General features: G+C 63.8%; 16 protein-coding genes. 9 read left to right on the top strand and 7 right to left on the bottom strand.

The genetic code is table 11. The features are described 5' to 3' along the window. Positions 1-125: 125 nt before the first annotated feature. The gene (locus tag KFO72_RS37640; RefSeq protein ID WP_224102022.1) at positions 126-1,685 is read right to left on the bottom strand and encodes an N-acetylmuramoyl-L-alanine amidase; all 1,560 of its coding nucleotides are present in this window, start codon (positions 1,683-1,685) and stop codon (positions 126-128) included. Continuing rightward, positions 1,667-2,221: a tRNA (adenosine(37)-N6)-threonylcarbamoyltransferase complex ATPase subunit type 1 TsaE gene (gene tsaE, locus KFO72_RS37635; RefSeq protein ID WP_054929844.1), complete on the bottom strand. Its 555-nt coding sequence runs from the start codon at positions 2,219-2,221 to the stop codon at positions 1,667-1,669. Before tsaE ends, KFO72_RS37640 begins: the two co-directional genes overlap by 19 nt. Before the next feature lie 41 nt (positions 2,222-2,262). On the opposite strand from tsaE, the gene queG reads away from it, so the two are divergent. Genes queG through xerD form a run of 3 tightly spaced genes read left to right on the top strand, consistent with a single transcriptional unit; the run spans position 2,263 to position 4,943 of the window. Next, positions 2,263-3,507 carry a tRNA epoxyqueuosine(34) reductase QueG gene (queG, locus tag KFO72_RS37630; protein WP_412101825.1) on the top strand — a complete coding sequence of 415 codons (1,245 nt, stop codon included), beginning with the start codon at positions 2,263-2,265 and terminating at the stop codon, positions 3,505-3,507. Positions 3,508-3,540: 33 nt separating this feature from the next. Next, entirely contained in the window at positions 3,541-4,011 is a 471-nt protein-coding gene (locus KFO72_RS37625) for a methylated-DNA--[protein]-cysteine S-methyltransferase (protein ID WP_225034207.1), read from the top strand. Next, positions 4,008-4,943, top strand: a complete 936-nt coding sequence (gene xerD / locus KFO72_RS37620) for a site-specific tyrosine recombinase XerD (protein ID WP_054929847.1) — start codon at positions 4,008-4,010, stop codon at positions 4,941-4,943. Before KFO72_RS37625 ends, xerD begins: the two co-directional genes overlap by 4 nt. Before the next feature lie 23 nt (positions 4,944-4,966). On the opposite strand, the gene KFO72_RS37615 is transcribed toward xerD, so the two are convergent. Beyond that, positions 4,967-6,538, bottom strand: coding sequence for a class I adenylate-forming enzyme family protein (locus KFO72_RS37615; protein WP_225034206.1), 1,572 nt, complete (start codon positions 6,536-6,538; stop codon positions 4,967-4,969). A 198-nt stretch (positions 6,539-6,736) separates the two neighbouring features. Between KFO72_RS37615 and ybaK the strand changes: the two genes are divergently transcribed. Both ybaK and plsY read left to right on the top strand, forming a co-directional pair. Continuing rightward, on the top strand, positions 6,737-7,228 hold the full coding sequence (gene ybaK / locus KFO72_RS37610; protein WP_054929882.1) for a Cys-tRNA(Pro) deacylase: 492 nt from the start codon (positions 6,737-6,739) through the stop codon (positions 7,226-7,228). A 173-nt stretch (positions 7,229-7,401) separates the two neighbouring features. Next, positions 7,402-8,043, top strand: a complete 642-nt coding sequence (gene plsY / locus KFO72_RS37605; protein WP_060602162.1) for a glycerol-3-phosphate 1-O-acyltransferase PlsY — start codon at positions 7,402-7,404, stop codon at positions 8,041-8,043. A gap of 88 nt (positions 8,044-8,131) precedes the next feature. On the opposite strand, the gene KFO72_RS37600 is transcribed toward plsY, so the two are convergent. Then, on the bottom strand, positions 8,132-8,617 hold the full coding sequence (locus tag KFO72_RS37600) for a YajQ family cyclic di-GMP-binding protein (RefSeq protein WP_054929850.1): 486 nt from the start codon (positions 8,615-8,617) through the stop codon (positions 8,132-8,134). A 168-nt stretch (positions 8,618-8,785) separates the two neighbouring features. On the opposite strand from KFO72_RS37600, the gene murB reads away from it, so the two are divergent. Next, entirely contained in the window at positions 8,786-9,826 is a 1,041-nt protein-coding gene (gene murB, locus KFO72_RS37595) for a UDP-N-acetylmuramate dehydrogenase (protein ID WP_225034205.1), read from the top strand. A gap of 77 nt (positions 9,827-9,903) precedes the next feature. Here the strand turns inward: murB and argF are convergent, their stop codons facing one another. Beyond that, positions 9,904-10,833 carry an ornithine carbamoyltransferase gene (gene argF / locus KFO72_RS37590; protein ID WP_035986294.1) on the bottom strand — a complete coding sequence of 310 codons (930 nt, stop codon included), beginning with the start codon at positions 10,831-10,833 and terminating at the stop codon, positions 9,904-9,906. 464 nt (positions 10,834-11,297) lie between these two features. On the opposite strand from argF, the gene KFO72_RS37585 reads away from it, so the two are divergent. Then, positions 11,298-11,627: a DUF3579 domain-containing protein gene (locus KFO72_RS37585; RefSeq protein ID WP_054929852.1), complete on the top strand. Its 330-nt coding sequence runs from the start codon at positions 11,298-11,300 to the stop codon at positions 11,625-11,627. Between the two features lie 199 nt (positions 11,628-11,826). On the opposite strand, the gene rpsT is transcribed toward KFO72_RS37585, so the two are convergent. Then, entirely contained in the window at positions 11,827-12,105 is a 279-nt protein-coding gene (gene rpsT / locus KFO72_RS37580) for a 30S ribosomal protein S20 (RefSeq protein WP_012399948.1), read from the bottom strand. A 491-nt stretch (positions 12,106-12,596) separates the two neighbouring features. Here rpsT and murJ point away from each other — a divergent pair, with 491 nt between their 5' ends. Continuing rightward, complete coding sequence (gene murJ, locus KFO72_RS37575; RefSeq protein WP_060602160.1) at positions 12,597-14,147, top strand: murein biosynthesis integral membrane protein MurJ; 1,551 nt, start codon at positions 12,597-12,599, stop codon at positions 14,145-14,147. Between the two features lie 5 nt (positions 14,148-14,152). Continuing rightward, positions 14,153-14,995, top strand: coding sequence for a SirB1 family protein (locus KFO72_RS37570; RefSeq protein WP_060602797.1), 843 nt, complete (start codon positions 14,153-14,155; stop codon positions 14,993-14,995). Positions 14,996-15,100: 105 nt separating this feature from the next. On the opposite strand, the gene KFO72_RS37565 is transcribed toward KFO72_RS37570, so the two are convergent. After that, a complete protein-coding gene (locus KFO72_RS37565) occupies positions 15,101-15,859 on the bottom strand; it encodes a 3-hydroxyacyl-CoA dehydrogenase (RefSeq protein WP_060602157.1) in 759 nt (252 codons plus the stop codon). Positions 15,860-16,187: the final 328 nt, after the last annotated feature.

The raw sequence follows: 16,187 nt of genomic DNA, 5'->3' as shown, positions 1-16,187 counted from the left end.
GCGGCGGCAAAGAAAAGTAGGTGCCGCCCCGCACAGGGGCGACGCGTGAAGCGCGATAACGAACCGCGGATGCCAGCGCAAACACTAGAAAACCACCCAGCGTCGCAGACAAAAAAAACACCAGTTCAAGTCATCCGATTCTTAGCCAGCGGCGGATTAGCCGCAAAATACCGTTTAATTCCGGTCATAATCGCGCTAGCCATCTTCTCCCGATACGCATCATCATTCAGACGACGCTCCTCATCCGGGTTACTGATAAAGGCAGTCTCAACAAGAATCGACGGAATATCGGGCGCCTTCAACACGGCAAAGCCAGCCTGCTCAACAGACCCCTTATGCAACCTGTTGATCCCCCCAATCTCCTTCAGCACGAAAGTGCCATACCGCATCGAATCGCGAATCTGCGCGGTCGTCGACATATCGAATAACGCGCGATTCACGCTCGCATCGGCGGACTTGATGTTGATGCCGCCAATCTGATCCGACGAGTTCTCCTTGTTCGCCATCCAGCGCGCGGCTGCGCTCGACGCGCCATGCTCCGACAGCGCGAACACCGAAGAGCCGCTCGCCTCCGGCGTGGTAAACGCATCAGCGTGAATCGACACGAACAGGTCCGCGCCGACACGCCGCGCCTTCTGCACGCGCACGTTCAGCGGCACGAAGAAGTCGGCGTCGCGCGTCATCATCGCGCGCATGTTCGGCTGCGCATCGATCTTCGCGCGCAGTTTCTTCGCGATATCGAGCGCGACGTGCTTCTCATACGTGCCGCTGCCGCCGATCGCGCCAGGGTCCTCGCCGCCGTGGCCCGGGTCGATTGCGACTGTCAACAGGCGCACCGTGTTGCCGCCCTTCTTCGGGTTGGTGAACTTGTAGGCGTCGTCGCCGTTGTCGCCGTCATTGTCCGCATCGGCGTCGTTGTTGCGCGCGATGACGGGCGGCACAGGTGTCGGCGTGGGCTTCGACGGAATGTGCGGCGCGGGCGCCGGCGCCGTATGCACGGGCGGACGCGGCGCGGGCGAGGGCGACGTAGGCGTGTTGTTCTGCGCGTACTTCTCGAAGAACGCGTCGGTGTTGTCGGCAGGCGGCGCGGACGGGCCGCTCAGCGTGACAGCGGGCGGTGCGGCGTTCGGCGCAGCGTTTTCATCCAGCTGCTGCTGCTTGCGCTCCGACTGGGCGAGCAGTTCCATCAGCGGATCGGGCGCGACGGCGGGATACAGGTCGAACACCAGACGATACTTGTACGTGCCCACGGGCGGCAGCGTAAATACCTGCGGCTTCACCGAGCCCTTGAGATCGAACACCATCCGCACGACATGCGGCTGATATTGCCCGACCCGCACGGATTGAATCTGCGGATCGTTCGGCGCAATCTTCGAGACGAGGTCCTTCAACGCCTGATCCAGATCGAGCCCGTTCAGATCGACCACCAGCCGGTCGGGCCCTTGCAGCAACTGCTGCGTGTTCTGCAGCGGCTGGTCGGACTCGATGGTCACGCGCGTATAGTCGCGCGCGGGCCACACGCGCACGCCCAGCACCGACTGCGCCCACGCCAGACGCGGTGCGACAAGCCCAAGGACGAGCGTGGAAGCGCCCGCGCGAAGAATCTGCCGGCGGCGCCAGTTATGCGTCGCGGTGGCCGCCGATTCGATCGAGCGGAACGGTTTGATCAACATCTTTCGAGACATGCCTTTCCTGGTTCGCTATACGCCCGGGCGATCAGCATGCGGCCATCGCCGTCGACGTCGAGCGAGAAGACGAGATCCGGCACGCCTAGCAGACTGCCCGCGCGTTCCGGCCATTCGACGAGGCAGATAGCGCCGCTGTCGAAGTATTCGCGAAAGCCTGCGTCGGCCCATTCGGCCGGATCGGTGAAACGGTAGAGATCGAAGTGATACAGCTCGAGTTCCCCATCCGGCCGTTCGACCGCATAAGGTTCGACGAGCGTATAGGTCGGGCTGCGCACGCGGCCCGTATGTCCGAGCGCGCGCAAGGTGGCGCGCACGAGCGTCGTTTTGCCTGCGCCCAGGTCGCCGTGCAGTTGCACCTGGAGACCGTTGAATGCGTGATGGCCCGTCGCGCCGGCTTCGCTGCGCACGCCGTCGATCGCATGCGCGAAGCGCTCGCCGAATGCCATCGTCGCGGCTTCGTCCGCCAGCGCAAACTGGCGCTCGAGCAGGACGGCAGCGGAAGGTCGATTCGCGGGACCGGTGTGATCGGGCATTCTCGTAAAATGACGTAATGAACCAAGGCCAGCAGCATTCCATGTCGGACCCACATCGCGATCCACTTTCGCCGCTCGAAACGACGAATGATGAAGCACCCGCCACGCGTCACTATGATGAAGCGCAACTGGCTGCGCTTGCTTCGCGTATCAAGGGCTGGGGACGCGAACTGGGTTTCGGCGCGGTCGGCATCAGCGATATCGATCTGTCGCACGCTGAAGCGGGCCTTGCAGCCTGGCTCGACGCGGGTTGCCACGGCGAGATGGATTATATGGCCAAACATGGGATGAAACGTGCGCGGCCGGCCGAGCTTGTGGCCGGCACGCGACGCGTGATCTCGGTTCGCATGGCTTATTTGCCGGCTTCTTCAGGGGCCCGAAAGGGCGATGAAAGTGCAGTCGCCGACGTTCAACACGATTGGCGTCTCGACGAACGCACGCGTCTCGACGACCCGGCAGCGGCCGTCGTGTCGATCTATGCGCGAGGCCGCGACTATCACAAGGTCATGCGCAACCGCTTGCAGCAACTGGCTCAGCGGATCGAGGCGGAGATCGGGCCGTACGGCTTTCGCGTGTTCACCGATTCGGCGCCCGTGCTCGAAGTGGAGCTTGCGCAAAAGGCGGGCACGGGTTGGCGCGGCAAGCACACGCTGCTGCTGCAGCGCGATGCGGGGTCGCTGTTCTTCCTCGGCGAAATCTTCATCGACGTGCCGCTGCCGACGGATGCCGACACGTCGCCGGAAAGCGCGCCGGGAAGCGCGCCCGAAACGCCCGGCGCGCACTGCGGCAGCTGCACGCGCTGCATCGGCGCGTGTCCGACGGGGGCGATCGTCGCGCCTTATCAGGTCGACGCGCGGCGTTGCATCTCCTATCTGACGATCGAACTGAAGGGCAGCATTCCCCAGGATTTGCGGCCGCTGATCGGCAATCGTGTGTATGGCTGCGACGATTGCCAGCTCGTGTGTCCGTGGAACAAGTTTGCGCAGGCCGCGCCCGTCGCCGATTTCGACGTGCGTCACGGACTGGATCGCGCGTCGCTGGTCGAGTTGTTCGGCTGGACCGCAAGCGACTTCGACACGCGCATGCAGGGCAGCGCGATCCGCCGGATCGGCTACGAGTGCTGGCTGCGCAATCTCGCCGTCGGCATGGGCAACGCGTTGCGTGCCGCGCGCGACACGCTTTCCGCCGATGCCCGCGCGGCCATCGTCGACGCGCTGCGCCAGCGTGCCGGCGACCCTTCGCCGCTCGTGCGCGAGCATGTCGAATGGGCGCTGGAAGCGGCGTGAGCGCGCCGATCGAATGAGGGGAGTGAACACATCATGTTCAACGCAGTGATCGATGCACCGTTCGGCAAGATCGGCGTGCGCCTGGAAGGAGCGGCGGTGCGCGAGATCGTCTACCTGCCCGATTCGGTTGCGAACGTCGCGCCGGATTCGGCGCTCGCCAGGCAGGCCGTGGAGCAGATCGAACATTACCTGGAGCAGGCGTCCGCCAGTTTCGATCTGCCGCTCGCCGACATCGGCACGCCGTTCCAGCGGCGCGTGTGGAAAGCGATCAGCGCGATTCCGCCCGGCGTCGTGCTCACCTACGGGCAACTGGCGAAGCAGATTGGCAGCGTGCCGCGCGCGGTCGGCCAGGCGTGCGGATCGAACTTCTTTCCGATCGTGATTCCGTGTCACCGCGTGGTCGGCGCGGACGGCATCGGCGGCTTTGCGCATACGGGCGGCGACGGCTACTATCGCAACGTCAAACGCTGGCTACTCAAACACGAGGGCGTACCCTACGCATGACTGATGTGCTGACCGATGACGCGCAGTCCGCGTCGCCATTGCTGCTGACGAGCGGCGCGTCGATCGACGCGTTCTGCGACGCGCTGTGGCTCGAACATGGCCTCGCGCGCAACACGCTCGACGCGTACCGCCGCGACCTGCGGCTGTTCTCCGAATGGCTCGCGAGCGCGCGCGACGCGTCGCTCGACACGGCGAGCGAAGCCGATCTGACGGCGTACAGCGCCGCACGCTCGGCCGACAAGTCGACCTCGGCGAACCGGCGTCTGTCTGTATTCCGGCGTTATTACGCATGGGCCGTGCGCGAGCATCGGGCGTCGGCGGACCCGACTTTGCGCATCCGTTCGGCCAAACAGCCGCCACGTTTTCCGTCGACGCTGACGGAAGCGCAGGTCGAAGCGCTGCTCGGCGCACCCGACGTGACGACGCCGTTGGGTCTGCGCGACCGCACGATGCTGGAGCTGATGTACGCAAGCGGCTTGCGCGTCAGCGAGCTGGTCACGCTGAAGACGGTGGAAGTGGGCCTGAACGAGGGCGTCGTGCGCGTGATGGGCAAGGGCTCGAAAGAGCGGCTGATTCCGTTCGGCGAAGAGGCGCATGGCTGGATCGAGCGGTATCTGCGCGAGTCGCGTCCCGCGTTGCTCGGCCAGCGTGCCGCCGACGCGCTGTTCGTCACCGCGCGTGCCGAAGGCATGACGCGCCAGCAGTTCTGGAACATCATCAAGCGCCACGCGATGACGGCGCACGTGCATGCGCCGCTGTCGCCGCATACGCTGCGTCATGCGTTCGCGACGCATCTGCTGAATCACGGCGCGGACCTGCGCGTCGTGCAACTGCTGCTCGGCCACACCGATATCTCGACGACGCAAATCTACACGCACGTCGCGCGCGAGCGGCTCAGAACGCTGCACGCCGCGCATCATCCGCGCGGCTGACCGTCAGGCTTGTGCGTGCGCGCTCACGCCAGATCGCGCAGGCGGTGCTTGAGAATCTTGCCCGTCGACGCCGCCGGCAACGCGGCGAGCACCTTGATTTCGGCGGGCCGCTTGTAGGGCGCGAGGCGCGCCTCGCACCAGGCGGCGAGATCGACAGGCGTGACCTTGGCGCCGCCCGTCAGTTCGACGAACGCGATCACTTCCTCGTTACCTTCGACCGCGCGGCCAATGACGGCCGACTGCACGACCTCGGGATGCGCATTCAGCACATGCTCGACTTCGGCTGGGTACACGTTGAAACCCGAGCGGATGATCAGTTCCTTGCTGCGTCCGGCGATATGCAGCGCGCCGTCCGTGTCCTGGCGTGCGAGATCGCCTGTCTTGAGCCAGCCGTCCACGGTGACGGCCGCCTGCGTCTGCTGCGGATTGCGGTAATAGCCGAGCATCACGTTCGGCCCGCGTACCCACAGCTCGCCGACTTCGCCTTGCGCGACGTCGACGCCGTCCAGTCCGACGAACCGCACTTCGATGCCAGGAATGGCCTGGCCGACAGAACAGTCGGTGCGCGGTGCATCGATCATCGTTTGGGAGACGGTGGGGCTGCTTTCGGTCATCCCGTAGCCGTTGTGCAGCGCGACGCCATACACGCTTTCGACGCGAGACTTCAGTGCGGCGTCGAGCGGCGAGCCGCCGGAGTAGGCGAAGCGCAGGCGTGGCGCGGACCACGGCAAGCCTTGTGCGTGCAGATATTCGAGCAGCTTGGCATGCATCGCGGGCACGCCCTGGAAGATCGACACCCGTTCTTCGGCGAGCGCGCGGCGCACGGCGTCCGGTGCGAAGCGCGCCGCGAGCCTGAGCGTCGCGCCCGCATACAGGCTGCCGAGGCACACGGAAGCCAGGCCGTACACATGAGAGATAGGGAGCACCGCATAGACGACGTCGTCGGCATCGACGCGCCGCAGCGTGCTCGACATCGCCGCGATGAACAGCAGATTGCGGTGCGACAGCATCACGCCTTTGGGTGAGCCCGTCGTGCCCGTCGTGTAGATCAGCGCGGCGCATTGGCGGTCGCTGGCGGGTTCGACGGGCTCCACTTGCGCTTCATCGTCGAGCGCGTATGACCAACCGCCGATGTCTACCGCGACCTGCCGGGCCCGCTGTGCGCCGTGGCGCTCGGCGTGCTGCCGCGCATCGGGCGATGCCTCGACGGCATACGCGACCAGACGCGGCTGCGCGTGCGCGCGGATCGCATCGAGTTCCGCCGCCGACAGCCGGGCGTTCGACACCAGCGCCCAAGCATCGAGCTTCGCCGCCGCGAACAGCAGCACGATTTGCACGACGCTGTTCTCCGCGACGATCATCACGCGGTCGCCGGCGCGCACGCCTTGTTCGGCGAGCAGGGCGGCGACGGCATCGACGGCTTCGACGAGTTGCGCGCGCGTCAGTTGCCGGTCGTCTTCGATCAGCGCGGCATGTTGCGGATCACGCCCGGCGATGAGTCTGGGAATATCGGCGATGCGTTCGGGGAGCGCGGCGAGCAGCGCGGCGACGTCGACATGCTGCGCGCCGTCATGCGAGTGTTGGCCAGGATTCAACGATGTCTCCTTTGTCGACGGGAGTTAGCGCTTTAGCGCTTACTCCCGTCCCTTGCAAAGCACGCGATCTCTACGCGAGCCGCTGTTGGATTCCATTGCACCGGAACAATTCCGAACGATCGTGCCATAGCCTCGGAGCCCGCGCAATTGGCCGTTCGGCCAATGGCCGTCGTGTCGCGCGGCCATTACAATGCGCCGATGAGCAAATCCAGACACGTTTCCGAGACACCCGCCACGCAGTTTCTGCGCCGCCACAAGGTCGCGTTCGGCGAGCATCCGTACGACTACGTCGACCACGGCGGCACGGCCGAATCGGCGCGGCAGCTGGGTGTCGACGAGCATCAGGTCGTCAAGACGCTGGTGATGGAAGACGAAAGCGCGAAGCCACTGATCGTGCTGATGCACGGCGACCGCACCGTGTCGACCAAGAACCTGGCGCGGCAGATCGGCGCGAAGCGTGTCGAGCCGTGCAAGCCCGAAGTGGCGAGCCGTCATTCGGGTTACATGATCGGCGGCACGTCGCCGTTCGGCACGAAGAAGGCTATGCCCGTGTACGTCGAATCGACCATACTCGAACTCGACAGGATCTTCATCAACGGCGGCCGGCGCGGCTTTCTGGTCAGCATCGAGCCCGCCGTGGTGACGTCGCTGCTGCACGCGAAGCCGGTTCAATGCGCGATCGTCGAATGACGCGCGCCGTCGTTGTACCGACCTGTGGAGGCAGCTGAAGGGTTCGGTAGAATGTGCGCCGTTGCGTTGGCGCGTGTTGCGTCGGCGCGTATTGCGTTGGCGCATCTTGCGCATGCGGCGCATGGAGACCAGCGTCGCCTGGTACGCTTCCCGACATTGATAAGAGTTCGAACATGGAAAACCTGATTGTCGCCGTCGTGGCCTATCTGATCGGCTCGGTATCGTTTGCCGTGATCGTCAGCGCCGCGATGGGACTCGCCGATCCGCGCTCGTACGGCTCGAAGAACCCCGGCGCGACGAACGTGCTGCGCAGCGGCAACAAGAAGGCCGCGATCCTCACGTTGCTCGGCGACGCGTTCAAGGGCTGGCTCGCCGTGTGGCTCACGGGACATTTCTCGGCGCACTTCGGGCTCGACGACACGTCCGTCGCAATTGCCGCAATTGCCGTATTCGTCGGCCACCTGTATCCCGTCTTCTTCCGCTTCAAGGGCGGCAAGGGCGTTGCGACGGCAGCAGGCGTGCTGCTCGCAATCAATCCCATCCTCGGCATCGCGACGCTGGCAACCTGGCTGATCGTCGCGTTCTTCACGCGCTATTCGTCGCTGGCTGCACTGTGCGCAGCGATCTTCGCGCCGTTGTTCGACGGCTTTCTGTTCGGCGCGAACGTGATCGCGGTGGCGATCGTCGCGATGAGCGCGCTGTTGATCTGGCGTCACCGCGCGAACATCGCGAAGCTCGTCGCGGGGCAGGAGAGCCGCATCGGCGACAAGAAGAAGGCGGAAGCGGCGGCGCGGGCGGCTTCGAACAAGCACTGAGCCCGCAGCGGGCGGGGCGGCGAAGCTACGCTGCTTGCCCCGCTGTCATTCTCGGCGGGGCAGGACGGCGAGCACCTGGGCGGGAGAATCAGTCGCGGAAGTTGTTGAAGTCGAGCGGCGTGTCCGTCACGTCCTTGCGCAGCATCGCGATCACGCTTTGCAGATCGTCGCGCTTGGTGCCCGTCACGCGTACCGCGTCGCCCTGAATGCTCGCCTGAACCTTGATCTTGCTGTCCTTCACGAGCTTGACGATCTTCTTCGCGAGATCGCCGGACACACCCTTCTTCACGGTGACGACCTGCTTGACCTTGTCACCGCCGATCTTCTCGATCTTGCCGTACTCGAGGAAGCGCACATCCACGTTGCGCTTGGCCATTTTCGACACCAGCACGTCTTTCACCTGGCCGAGCTTGAACTCGTCGTCGGCGAACGCGGTCAGTTCGCGTTCCTTCTGCTCGACGCGAGCGTCCGAGCCCTTGAAGTCGAAGCGCGTCGAGATTTCCTTGTTGGATTGCTCGATGGCGTTCTTCACCTCGATCATGTTGGCTTCGCAGACGACGTCAAACGATGGCATTGCTTTCTCCCATTTGTTTCAAAGCGTGTGGTGCGCAAGGCTGCGCACGACGCACTCGCTATAATCACGGACCGGTGTCATTTTACCGACGCCTTCCCTATTTGCCCAAGGCTCGCGCGGACCGTGTCCACGCCGCGCGGGTTTCCTGAGCGCTTGCCAGAACGCCTGATGTCCCAGTCCGATCCCATTTCGTTCATCCCCGACTTCCCGCTGAAGCCGCACAACACGTTCGGTTTCGACGTGCGCGCGCGGCTTGCATGCCGTATCGAAAGCGAGGCGCAACTGCTTGCGGCCGTGCGCGATCCGCGCACGGCGGGCTTGCGGCGGCTCGTGCTGGGTGGCGGCAGCAACGTCGTGTTGACGGGCGATTTCGACGGCCTCGTGCTGCTGATCGGCTTGCGCGGCCGCAAGTCGATCCGCGAAGACGACGATGCATGGTACGTGGAAGCGGCCGCGGGCGAGAACTGGCACGAATTCGTGTCGTGGACGCTCGCAGAGGGTATGCCCGGCCTCGAAAATCTCGCGCTGATTCCGGGCACGGTTGGCGCGGCGCCGATCCAGAACATCGGCGCATACGGCCTGGAGATGTGCGAGCGCTTCGTGTCGCTGCGCGCAATCGAACTGGCCACGGGCGAAGCCATCGAACTCGATGCGGGCGCTTGCCGTTTCGGCTATCGCGACAGCTTCTTCAAGCAGGAAGGGCGCGAACGCTTCGTGATCGTGTCGGTGACGTTCAGGCTGCCGAAGGCGTGGGTGCCGCGCGCGGGATATGCGGACATCGCGCGCGAGCTTGCGGCCGCCGGCCTCGGCGATTCGACGCCTTCGCCCCAGGCGATCTTCGATGCCGTCGTCGCGGTGCGGCGCGCGAAGCTGCCCGATCCGCTCGCGCTGGGCAACGCGGGGAGCTTCTTCAAGAATCCCGTCGTGGAGGCGGCGCAGTTCGACGCGTTGCAGGCGCAGGAGCCGGAGATCGTCTCGTATCGTCAGGCGGATGGCCGCGTGAAGCTCGCGGCTGGCTGGCTGATCGACCGGTGCGGCTGGAAAGGCCGCACGATGGGCGCGGCGGGCGTGCATGAGCGGCAGGCGCTCGTGCTCGTCAATCACGGCGGCGCGAGCGGGACAGAGGTGCTGGCGCTTGCGAAGGCCATTCAGCAGGATGTCGCGCAGCGGTTCGGCGTCGACCTGGAAGCGGAGCCGGTTTGTCTGTGAGCGGTTTGTGCCGCGCCTGAAACGACAATCGCCGGCTTCGAGCCGGCGATTGTCGTTTGATCGGTCTGTCGGAAAGCTTAGTGATTCAGCTTGCCGAGCAGCAGGAACTCCATCAGCGCTTTCTGCACGTGCAGACGGTTTTCCGCTTCGTCCCACACGACGCTCTGCGGCCCGTCGATCACCTCGGCGCTCACTTCCTCGCCGCGATGCGCGGGCAGGCAGTGCATGAAGAGGGCGTCCTTGTTCGCGCGCGACATCATGTCGGCGTCGACGCACCAGTCCGCGAATGCCTTCTTGCGTGCTTCGTTTTCGGCCTCGAAGCCCATGCTGGTCCAGACGTCCGTGGTGACGAGGTCGGCGCCCTTGCAGGCTTCGTTCGGATCGTCGAATTCTTCGTAGAACGGCGCGCTTTCGGCGGCAACCAGCGCGCGGTCGAGCTTGTAGCCAGGCGGCGTGGACAGGCGCAGCTTGAAGCCGAGAATGTGCGCTGCTTCGATCCACGTGTACAGCATGTTGTTCGCGTCGCCGACCCACGCGACCGTCTTGCCGCGAATCGGCCCGCGATGCTCGTAGAACGTGAAGATGTCGGCCAGTACCTGGCACGGGTGATATTCGTTCGTCAGACCGTTGATGACGGGGACGCGCGAATTTTCCGCAAAGCGCTGGATGATGTCCTGGCCGAACGTGCGGATCATGATGATGTCGACCATCCGCGAGATGACCTGCGCGGCGTCTTCGATCGGCTCGCCGCGGCCGAGTTGCGTGTCGCGCGTGCTCATGAAGACGGCGTGACCGCCCAACTGGAAGATGCCCGCTTCGAACGACAGGCGCGTGCGCGTCGAGTTCTTCTCGAAGATCATCGCGAGCGTGCGGTCGTGCAGCGGATGATACGTCTCGTAGTTCTTGAACTTGCGCTTCAGGATGCGCGCGCGTTCGAGCACGTACTCGTAGTCATCCAGCGAGAAATCGTTGAACTGCAGATAGTGGCGGATTTTCTTGGCGGTCATGAAACAAATACGGCGGATTCAGCCGGGCGAAAGTGCCGGACTGGGCCGCCGTTGTTTGTGGTAACTCGGTCCAGCATAAAGGATTTTGAATGTTTTGACGAGTCAGCCGGAACGCGTGTCCGACTTGTCGGCAGTTGCAAAGGACTGTTTCAGGGGGCTTGGGTGCGGTGCGGAAAAACCCTCGCTGCGCTATAATCTCGGAGTTTTCTCAAAGCCCGGCGGGCAGGCTCCACGCTTGCAGGACACGGCTTTCGCGCACGCGCTGGCGTACCTCTGGTATGCGCTGCGCAGTGTGCCGTCATGGCTGCTGCCCAAGGTGCCCTCGCTGGCTTTTCGCGACAAACGAACAGCAGGCTTGCTGCCGGTTCGCGTGGCGCGATACGTATTCCGACAGCGTTTTCTGGCAACATCCTTCGCGGGCTCTCTACCGGCAGATCGCTGGGCAGTCACTCAGGGTTTCGTACATGGCCGACACACCCCCAACCGAATATTTCATTCAAGGCATCACGTCGAGTGGGCGAAAGTTCCGTCCAAGCGACTGGTCGGAGCGGCTGGCAGGCGTGATGTCGTGTTACGGTCCGGGCGCGAAAGGGCCGAATGCCCGCCTTCAGTATTCACATTACGTTCGCCCTACGTTGATCGGCGACGTGAAGGTCGTGATTCTGGATTCGCGGTTGCGGGACATCGAGCCGATGGCGTTCGACTTCGTGATGAACTTCGCAAAAGACAACGACCTGCTCGTCACCGAGGCCTGCGAACTTCCACTGGAGCATGAGGCTCGCAAATCCAAGTAGCTTTCGTTGGGCGCCGCGTTTCGCGGCATTGGCAGGGAAGTGAACAATGGAACCCGCATCGGCGGGTTTTTTTGCGTCCGCGTTTGCGTCCGCGCATCTGAGGCTGCGCGCAGAAACAAAAAAGCCCGCAAAAGCGGGCTTTCATGACGCAGCGGAAACAGGAAGCAGCCCGCGTGAGCGAGCCGCCGGATTCGTAAATTTACTGCGCTGCGGGCGCTTGCAGACCCTTGACGGCTGCAGCGAGGCGGCTCTTATGGCGAGCTGCCTTGTTCTTGTGAACAATTTTCTTGTCGGCAATGATGTCCAGCGTCTTTGCCGATGCCTTGAAGATTTCAGCGGCTTGCGCTGCGTCGCCGGCTTCGATTGCCTTGCGGACAGCCTTGACAGCCGTGCGGTACTTCGAGCGCAGCGCCGAGTTGTGCGAGTTTGCCTTGGCGGCTTGACGGGCGCGCTTGCGTGCTTGTGCGGAGTTAGCCATGACGGTTCCTTATCCTGTTCCTGTTTCCAGTGCCCGCTTTCATACGAAGGCAGGCGCTGCTTTTAGATCGAACCCCTGAGAGCGATTGCTCAAGGGCGCAAAATAGACAAACGACTGAGAACTACTTGAAATCCCGCTCGTTCCGGCTCGGATTGCCCTGAATTCGAACAAGGCAGGTGAGGCAAAAGGCTGAGCGAGCTTCGAAACCGGCGATTATAGCAACAAAATCAGGCACGTGGCAACCGCGCGGCGCGGCGGCCCTCAGGCGAGTCCACGCGAGGCGGCGCGGCCGGTGTGCATTTGCATTGGGGCAACGCTGTGAAGGCAGGGAATTGCGTGCAAGCGGCCCCCTTCGGGCGAGACATTTCTTCACAAATTCGTCGTCAAATCGAACGTCTTTGCTGCAAATCGGTCCCAAACGCTTCGAATTGCCACGAATCATGCCCCTGACATGCTGACCGCCCTGGACGGCCCCGTATAATAAGCGCCCCATGAATCTATTCCGAGCCCTGCTGACGGTCAGCGGCTTCACGTTGCTTTCGCGCGTGACCGGTCTGGCCCGCGAGACCCTGATCGCCCGCGCATTCGGCGCAAGCCAATACACCGACGCGTTCTACGTCGCGTTCCGCATTCCCAACCTGTTGCGCCGCATTTCGGCGGAGGGCGCGTTTTCGCAGGCTTTCGTGCCGATCCTCGCCGAGTTCAAGAACCAGCAAGGCCACGACGCGACGAAGGCGCTCGTCGACGCGACCTCGACCGTGCTCGCGTGGGCGCTTGCCGTTCTGTCGCTGCTCGGCGTGGCGGGTGCGACCTGGGTCGTGCTGGTGGTCGCGTCGGGGCTGCGCAGCGATGGCCAGGCGTTCACGCTCGCCGTGTCGATGACGCGGATCATGTTCCCTTACATCGTGTTCATCTCGCTGACGTCGCTGGCGTCGGGCGTGCTGAATACGTACAAGAACTTCTCTCTGCCGGCGTTCGCGCCCGTGCTGCTGAACGTCGCGTTCATCATCGCCGCCGTGTTCTTCGCGCCGCTGATGAAGGTGCCCGTGTACGCGCTCGCGTGGGCGGTGATCGCGGGCGGGATCGCACAGTTCGTCGTGCAACTGCCGGGCCTTAAACGGATCGACATGATCCCGCGCATCGGCCTCAATCCGCTCAAGGCGCTCGCGCATCGCGGCGTCAAACGCGTGCTCGCGAAGATGCTGCCGGCGATGTTCGCAGTCTCCGTCGCGCAGATCAGTCTGATCATCAACACGAATATCGCGTCGCACATCGGTCCGGGCGCCGTGTCGTGGATCAACTACGCCGACCGTCTGATGGAATTCCCGACGGCGCTGCTCGGCGTCGCGCTCGGCACGATCCTCCTGCCAAGCCTGTCGAAAGCGCACGTCGACGCCGATACGCACGAATACTCCGCGCTGCTCGACTGGGGCTTGCGCGTGACGTTCCTGCTCGCCGCGCCGAGCGCCGTCGCGCTGTTCTTCTTCGCCGAGCCGCTCACGGCGACGCTGTTCCACTACGGCAAGTTCGACGGCAATGCCGTGGTGATGGTGGGACGCGCGCTGGCCGCATACGGCATCGGGCTGATCGGCATCATCCTGATCAAGATTCTCGCGCCCGGTTTTTACGCGAAGCAGGACATCAAGACGCCCGTGAAGATTGGCGTCGGCGTGCTGATCGTCACGCAGTTGAGCAACTATGTGTTCGTGCCGATCTTCTCGCATGCGGGCCTGACGCTGTCGATCGGCCTTGGCGCCTGCGTCAATGCGCTGTGTCTGTTCATTGGCTTGAGGCGGCGCGGCATCTACATGCCGTCGCGGGGCTGGTCGGTGTTTTTCGTGCAACTGGTCGGCGCGTGCCTAGTGCTCGCGGGCGTGATGCACTGGTTCGCCATCAGCTTCGACTGGATCGGCATGCACGTCGAGCCGTTGCGGCGCATGGTGTTGCTTGCGGCGTGCCTCGTGCTGTTCGCGGCGCTATATTTCGGTATGCTTTGGGCGATGGGCTTCAAATACGCGTACTTCAGAAGGCGAGCGAAGTGATCACGATGACCCGGGTTCTCGACTATTTCAGCGCGCTTGTCGCCGAGGACGATGGCCTTCCACTCACGGAGGCGGCGCTCTCGCTCGCGCAAGACGCCTATCCCGACCTCGATCTGCAAGCCGTGCTCGCGGAGATCGACGAGCTCACGTTGCGCGTCAAACGCCGCATTCCCGACGACGCCGACATCCAGCAGCGCGTCGGCATTCTGAACCGCTACTTCTTTCGCGAACTGGGTTTCGCGGCGAACGTCAACGACTATTACGACCCCGACAACAGCCATCTGAACATGGTGCTCAAGCGCCGGCGCGGCATTCCGATCTCGCTGGCGGTGCTGTATCTTGAGATGGCATCGCAGGTGGATATTCCCGTGCGCGGCGTATCGTTTCCGGGGCACTTTCTGCTGCGCGTCACGCTGCCCGAAGGCGACGCGATGATCGATCCGACCACGGGTCATCCGCTGTCGGAAGCGGAGATGGTGGAGATGCTCGAACCTTATGTGGCGAAGGCGGGCGAATCGGTCAGCCGCGCGCTGCGCATGCTGCTGCAACCGGCGACTCGCCGCGAGATCGTCGCGCGCATGCTGCGCAACCTGAAGGCGACGTATCTGCAAACCGAGCGCTGGCAGCGGCTGCTTGCCGTGCAGCAGCGACTCGTGATCCTGCTGCCGGAAAGCATCGAGGAAGTGCGCGATCGCGGCTTTGCGTATGCGCGGCTCGATTACCTGCGGCCGGCGCTCGAAGATCTCGAACGGTATCTCGGCGACCGCCCGGATGCGGACGATGCGACCGTCGTCGAATCGCAGTTGCACGAGTTGCGGCAGCGCACGCAACACGACGATCACGACTGACGCGGGTTCGAGCCGCTGCTTCAGACAAAAACGCCTGCGCGGTCGAATACGCAGGCGTTTTTCATTTGAGCGTCGTGCGCGCTCGCTTCACGGCGCAAGCCGCGCTCACTTCGGCTGCATGCGGATCGCGCCGTCGAGACGGATCACTTCGCCGTTGAGCATCGGGTTGTCGAAGATCTGCTTGACGAGCATTGCATACTCGTCCGGCTTGCCCAGGCGCGGCGGAAACGGCACCATCGCGCCGAGCGCGTCCTGCACTTCCTGCGGCATGCCGAGCAGCATCGGCGTTTCGAAGATGCCCGGCGCAATCGTCATGACGCGGATCGCGTTGCGCGACAGGTCGCGCGCGATCGGCAGCGTCATGCCGGCGACGCCCGCCTTCGACGCCGCGTACGCGGCCTGGCCAATCTGTCCGTCGAACGCCGCGACGGACGCTGTGTTGACGATCACGCCGCGTTCGCCGAGCGCATTCGGTTCGAGTTTCGCCATCTCGGCGGCCGCGAGGCGAATCATGTTGAACGTGCCGACGAGATTGATCGACACCGTGCGCGCGAACGAGTGGAGCGGATGCGGGCCGTCTTTGCCGACCGTCTTCATCGCCGGCGCGACGCCCGCGCAATTGACGAGACCGCGTAGTGCGCCGAGTTTCGTCGCGGCTTCGACGGCGAGCACGGCGTCGTCTTCGCGGCTCACGTCACATTTGACGAACACGCCGCCGAGTTCCTGCGCGAGCGCCGTGCCTGTTTCGTGGTTCAGGTCCGCGAGCACGACCTTGCCGCCGTTCTGCGCGAACAGGCGCGCTGTTGCGGCGCCCAGGCCGGACGCGCCGCCTGTGACCAGGAACACGTTGTTCTTGATGTCCATGTCTTCTCCTTGATGGATGCGTTGATCGCGTGATTGGAATAGTTGTCGCTGGACGATTTTAACGGGTCGATTCTGTGCGTCAAACGGCGCAGGTGGTTGGGGTTTAGTAGTGTTTTGTTTTGCGGTGGCATCCGCGATGTGGTTTTGGTTCGTAGGCGTTGTCCCTGTGTGGGGCGGCAACTACTCTTTGGTTGTCGGCGACGCCGGATTGTTTGGCCGTGTTTGCGCTGGCATCCGCGATGTGGTTTTGGTTTGCATGCGTTGCCCCTGTGCGGGGCGGCAACTACTCTTTGGTTGTCGGCGACGCCGGATTGTTTGGCCGTGTTTG

This window comes from Paraburkholderia sp. XV (assembly GCF_020177535.1).
GTDB classification, from domain to species: Bacteria; Pseudomonadota; Gammaproteobacteria; order Burkholderiales; family Burkholderiaceae; genus Paraburkholderia; species Paraburkholderia caribensis.
The sequence above is the reverse complement of the archived record's forward strand: the minus strand, read 5'-3'. Positions and strand labels throughout refer to the sequence as shown.

Excerpts from the sequence above, each read along its gene's own strand:
- KFO72_RS37640 (WP_224102022.1), bottom strand. The coding sequence starts at position 1,685 with ATGTCTCGAAAGATGTTGATCAAACCGTTCCGCTCGATCGAATCGGCG.
- tsaE (WP_054929844.1), bottom strand. The coding sequence starts at position 2,221 with ATGCCCGATCACACCGGTCCCGCGAATCGACCTTCCGCTGCCGTCCTG.
- queG (WP_412101825.1), top strand. The coding sequence starts at position 2,263 with ATGTCGGACCCACATCGCGATCCACTTTCGCCGCTCGAAACGACGAAT.
- KFO72_RS37625 (WP_225034207.1), top strand. The coding sequence starts at position 3,541 with ATGTTCAACGCAGTGATCGATGCACCGTTCGGCAAGATCGGCGTGCGC.
- xerD (WP_054929847.1), top strand. The coding sequence starts at position 4,008 with ATGACTGATGTGCTGACCGATGACGCGCAGTCCGCGTCGCCATTGCTG.
- ybaK (WP_054929882.1), top strand. The coding sequence starts at position 6,737 with ATGAGCAAATCCAGACACGTTTCCGAGACACCCGCCACGCAGTTTCTG.
- plsY (WP_060602162.1), top strand. The coding sequence starts at position 7,402 with ATGGAAAACCTGATTGTCGCCGTCGTGGCCTATCTGATCGGCTCGGTA.
- KFO72_RS37600 (WP_054929850.1), bottom strand. The coding sequence starts at position 8,617 with ATGCCATCGTTTGACGTCGTCTGCGAAGCCAACATGATCGAGGTGAAG.
- murB (WP_225034205.1), top strand. The coding sequence starts at position 8,786 with ATGTCCCAGTCCGATCCCATTTCGTTCATCCCCGACTTCCCGCTGAAG.
- argF (WP_035986294.1), bottom strand. The coding sequence starts at position 10,833 with ATGACCGCCAAGAAAATCCGCCACTATCTGCAGTTCAACGATTTCTCG.
- KFO72_RS37585 (WP_054929852.1), top strand. The coding sequence starts at position 11,298 with ATGGCCGACACACCCCCAACCGAATATTTCATTCAAGGCATCACGTCG.
- rpsT (WP_012399948.1), bottom strand. The coding sequence starts at position 12,105 with ATGGCTAACTCCGCACAAGCACGCAAGCGCGCCCGTCAAGCCGCCAAG.
- murJ (WP_060602160.1), top strand. The coding sequence starts at position 12,597 with ATGAATCTATTCCGAGCCCTGCTGACGGTCAGCGGCTTCACGTTGCTT.
- KFO72_RS37570 (WP_060602797.1), top strand. The coding sequence starts at position 14,153 with ATGACCCGGGTTCTCGACTATTTCAGCGCGCTTGTCGCCGAGGACGAT.
- KFO72_RS37565 (WP_060602157.1), bottom strand. The coding sequence starts at position 15,859 with ATGGACATCAAGAACAACGTGTTCCTGGTCACAGGCGGCGCGTCCGGC.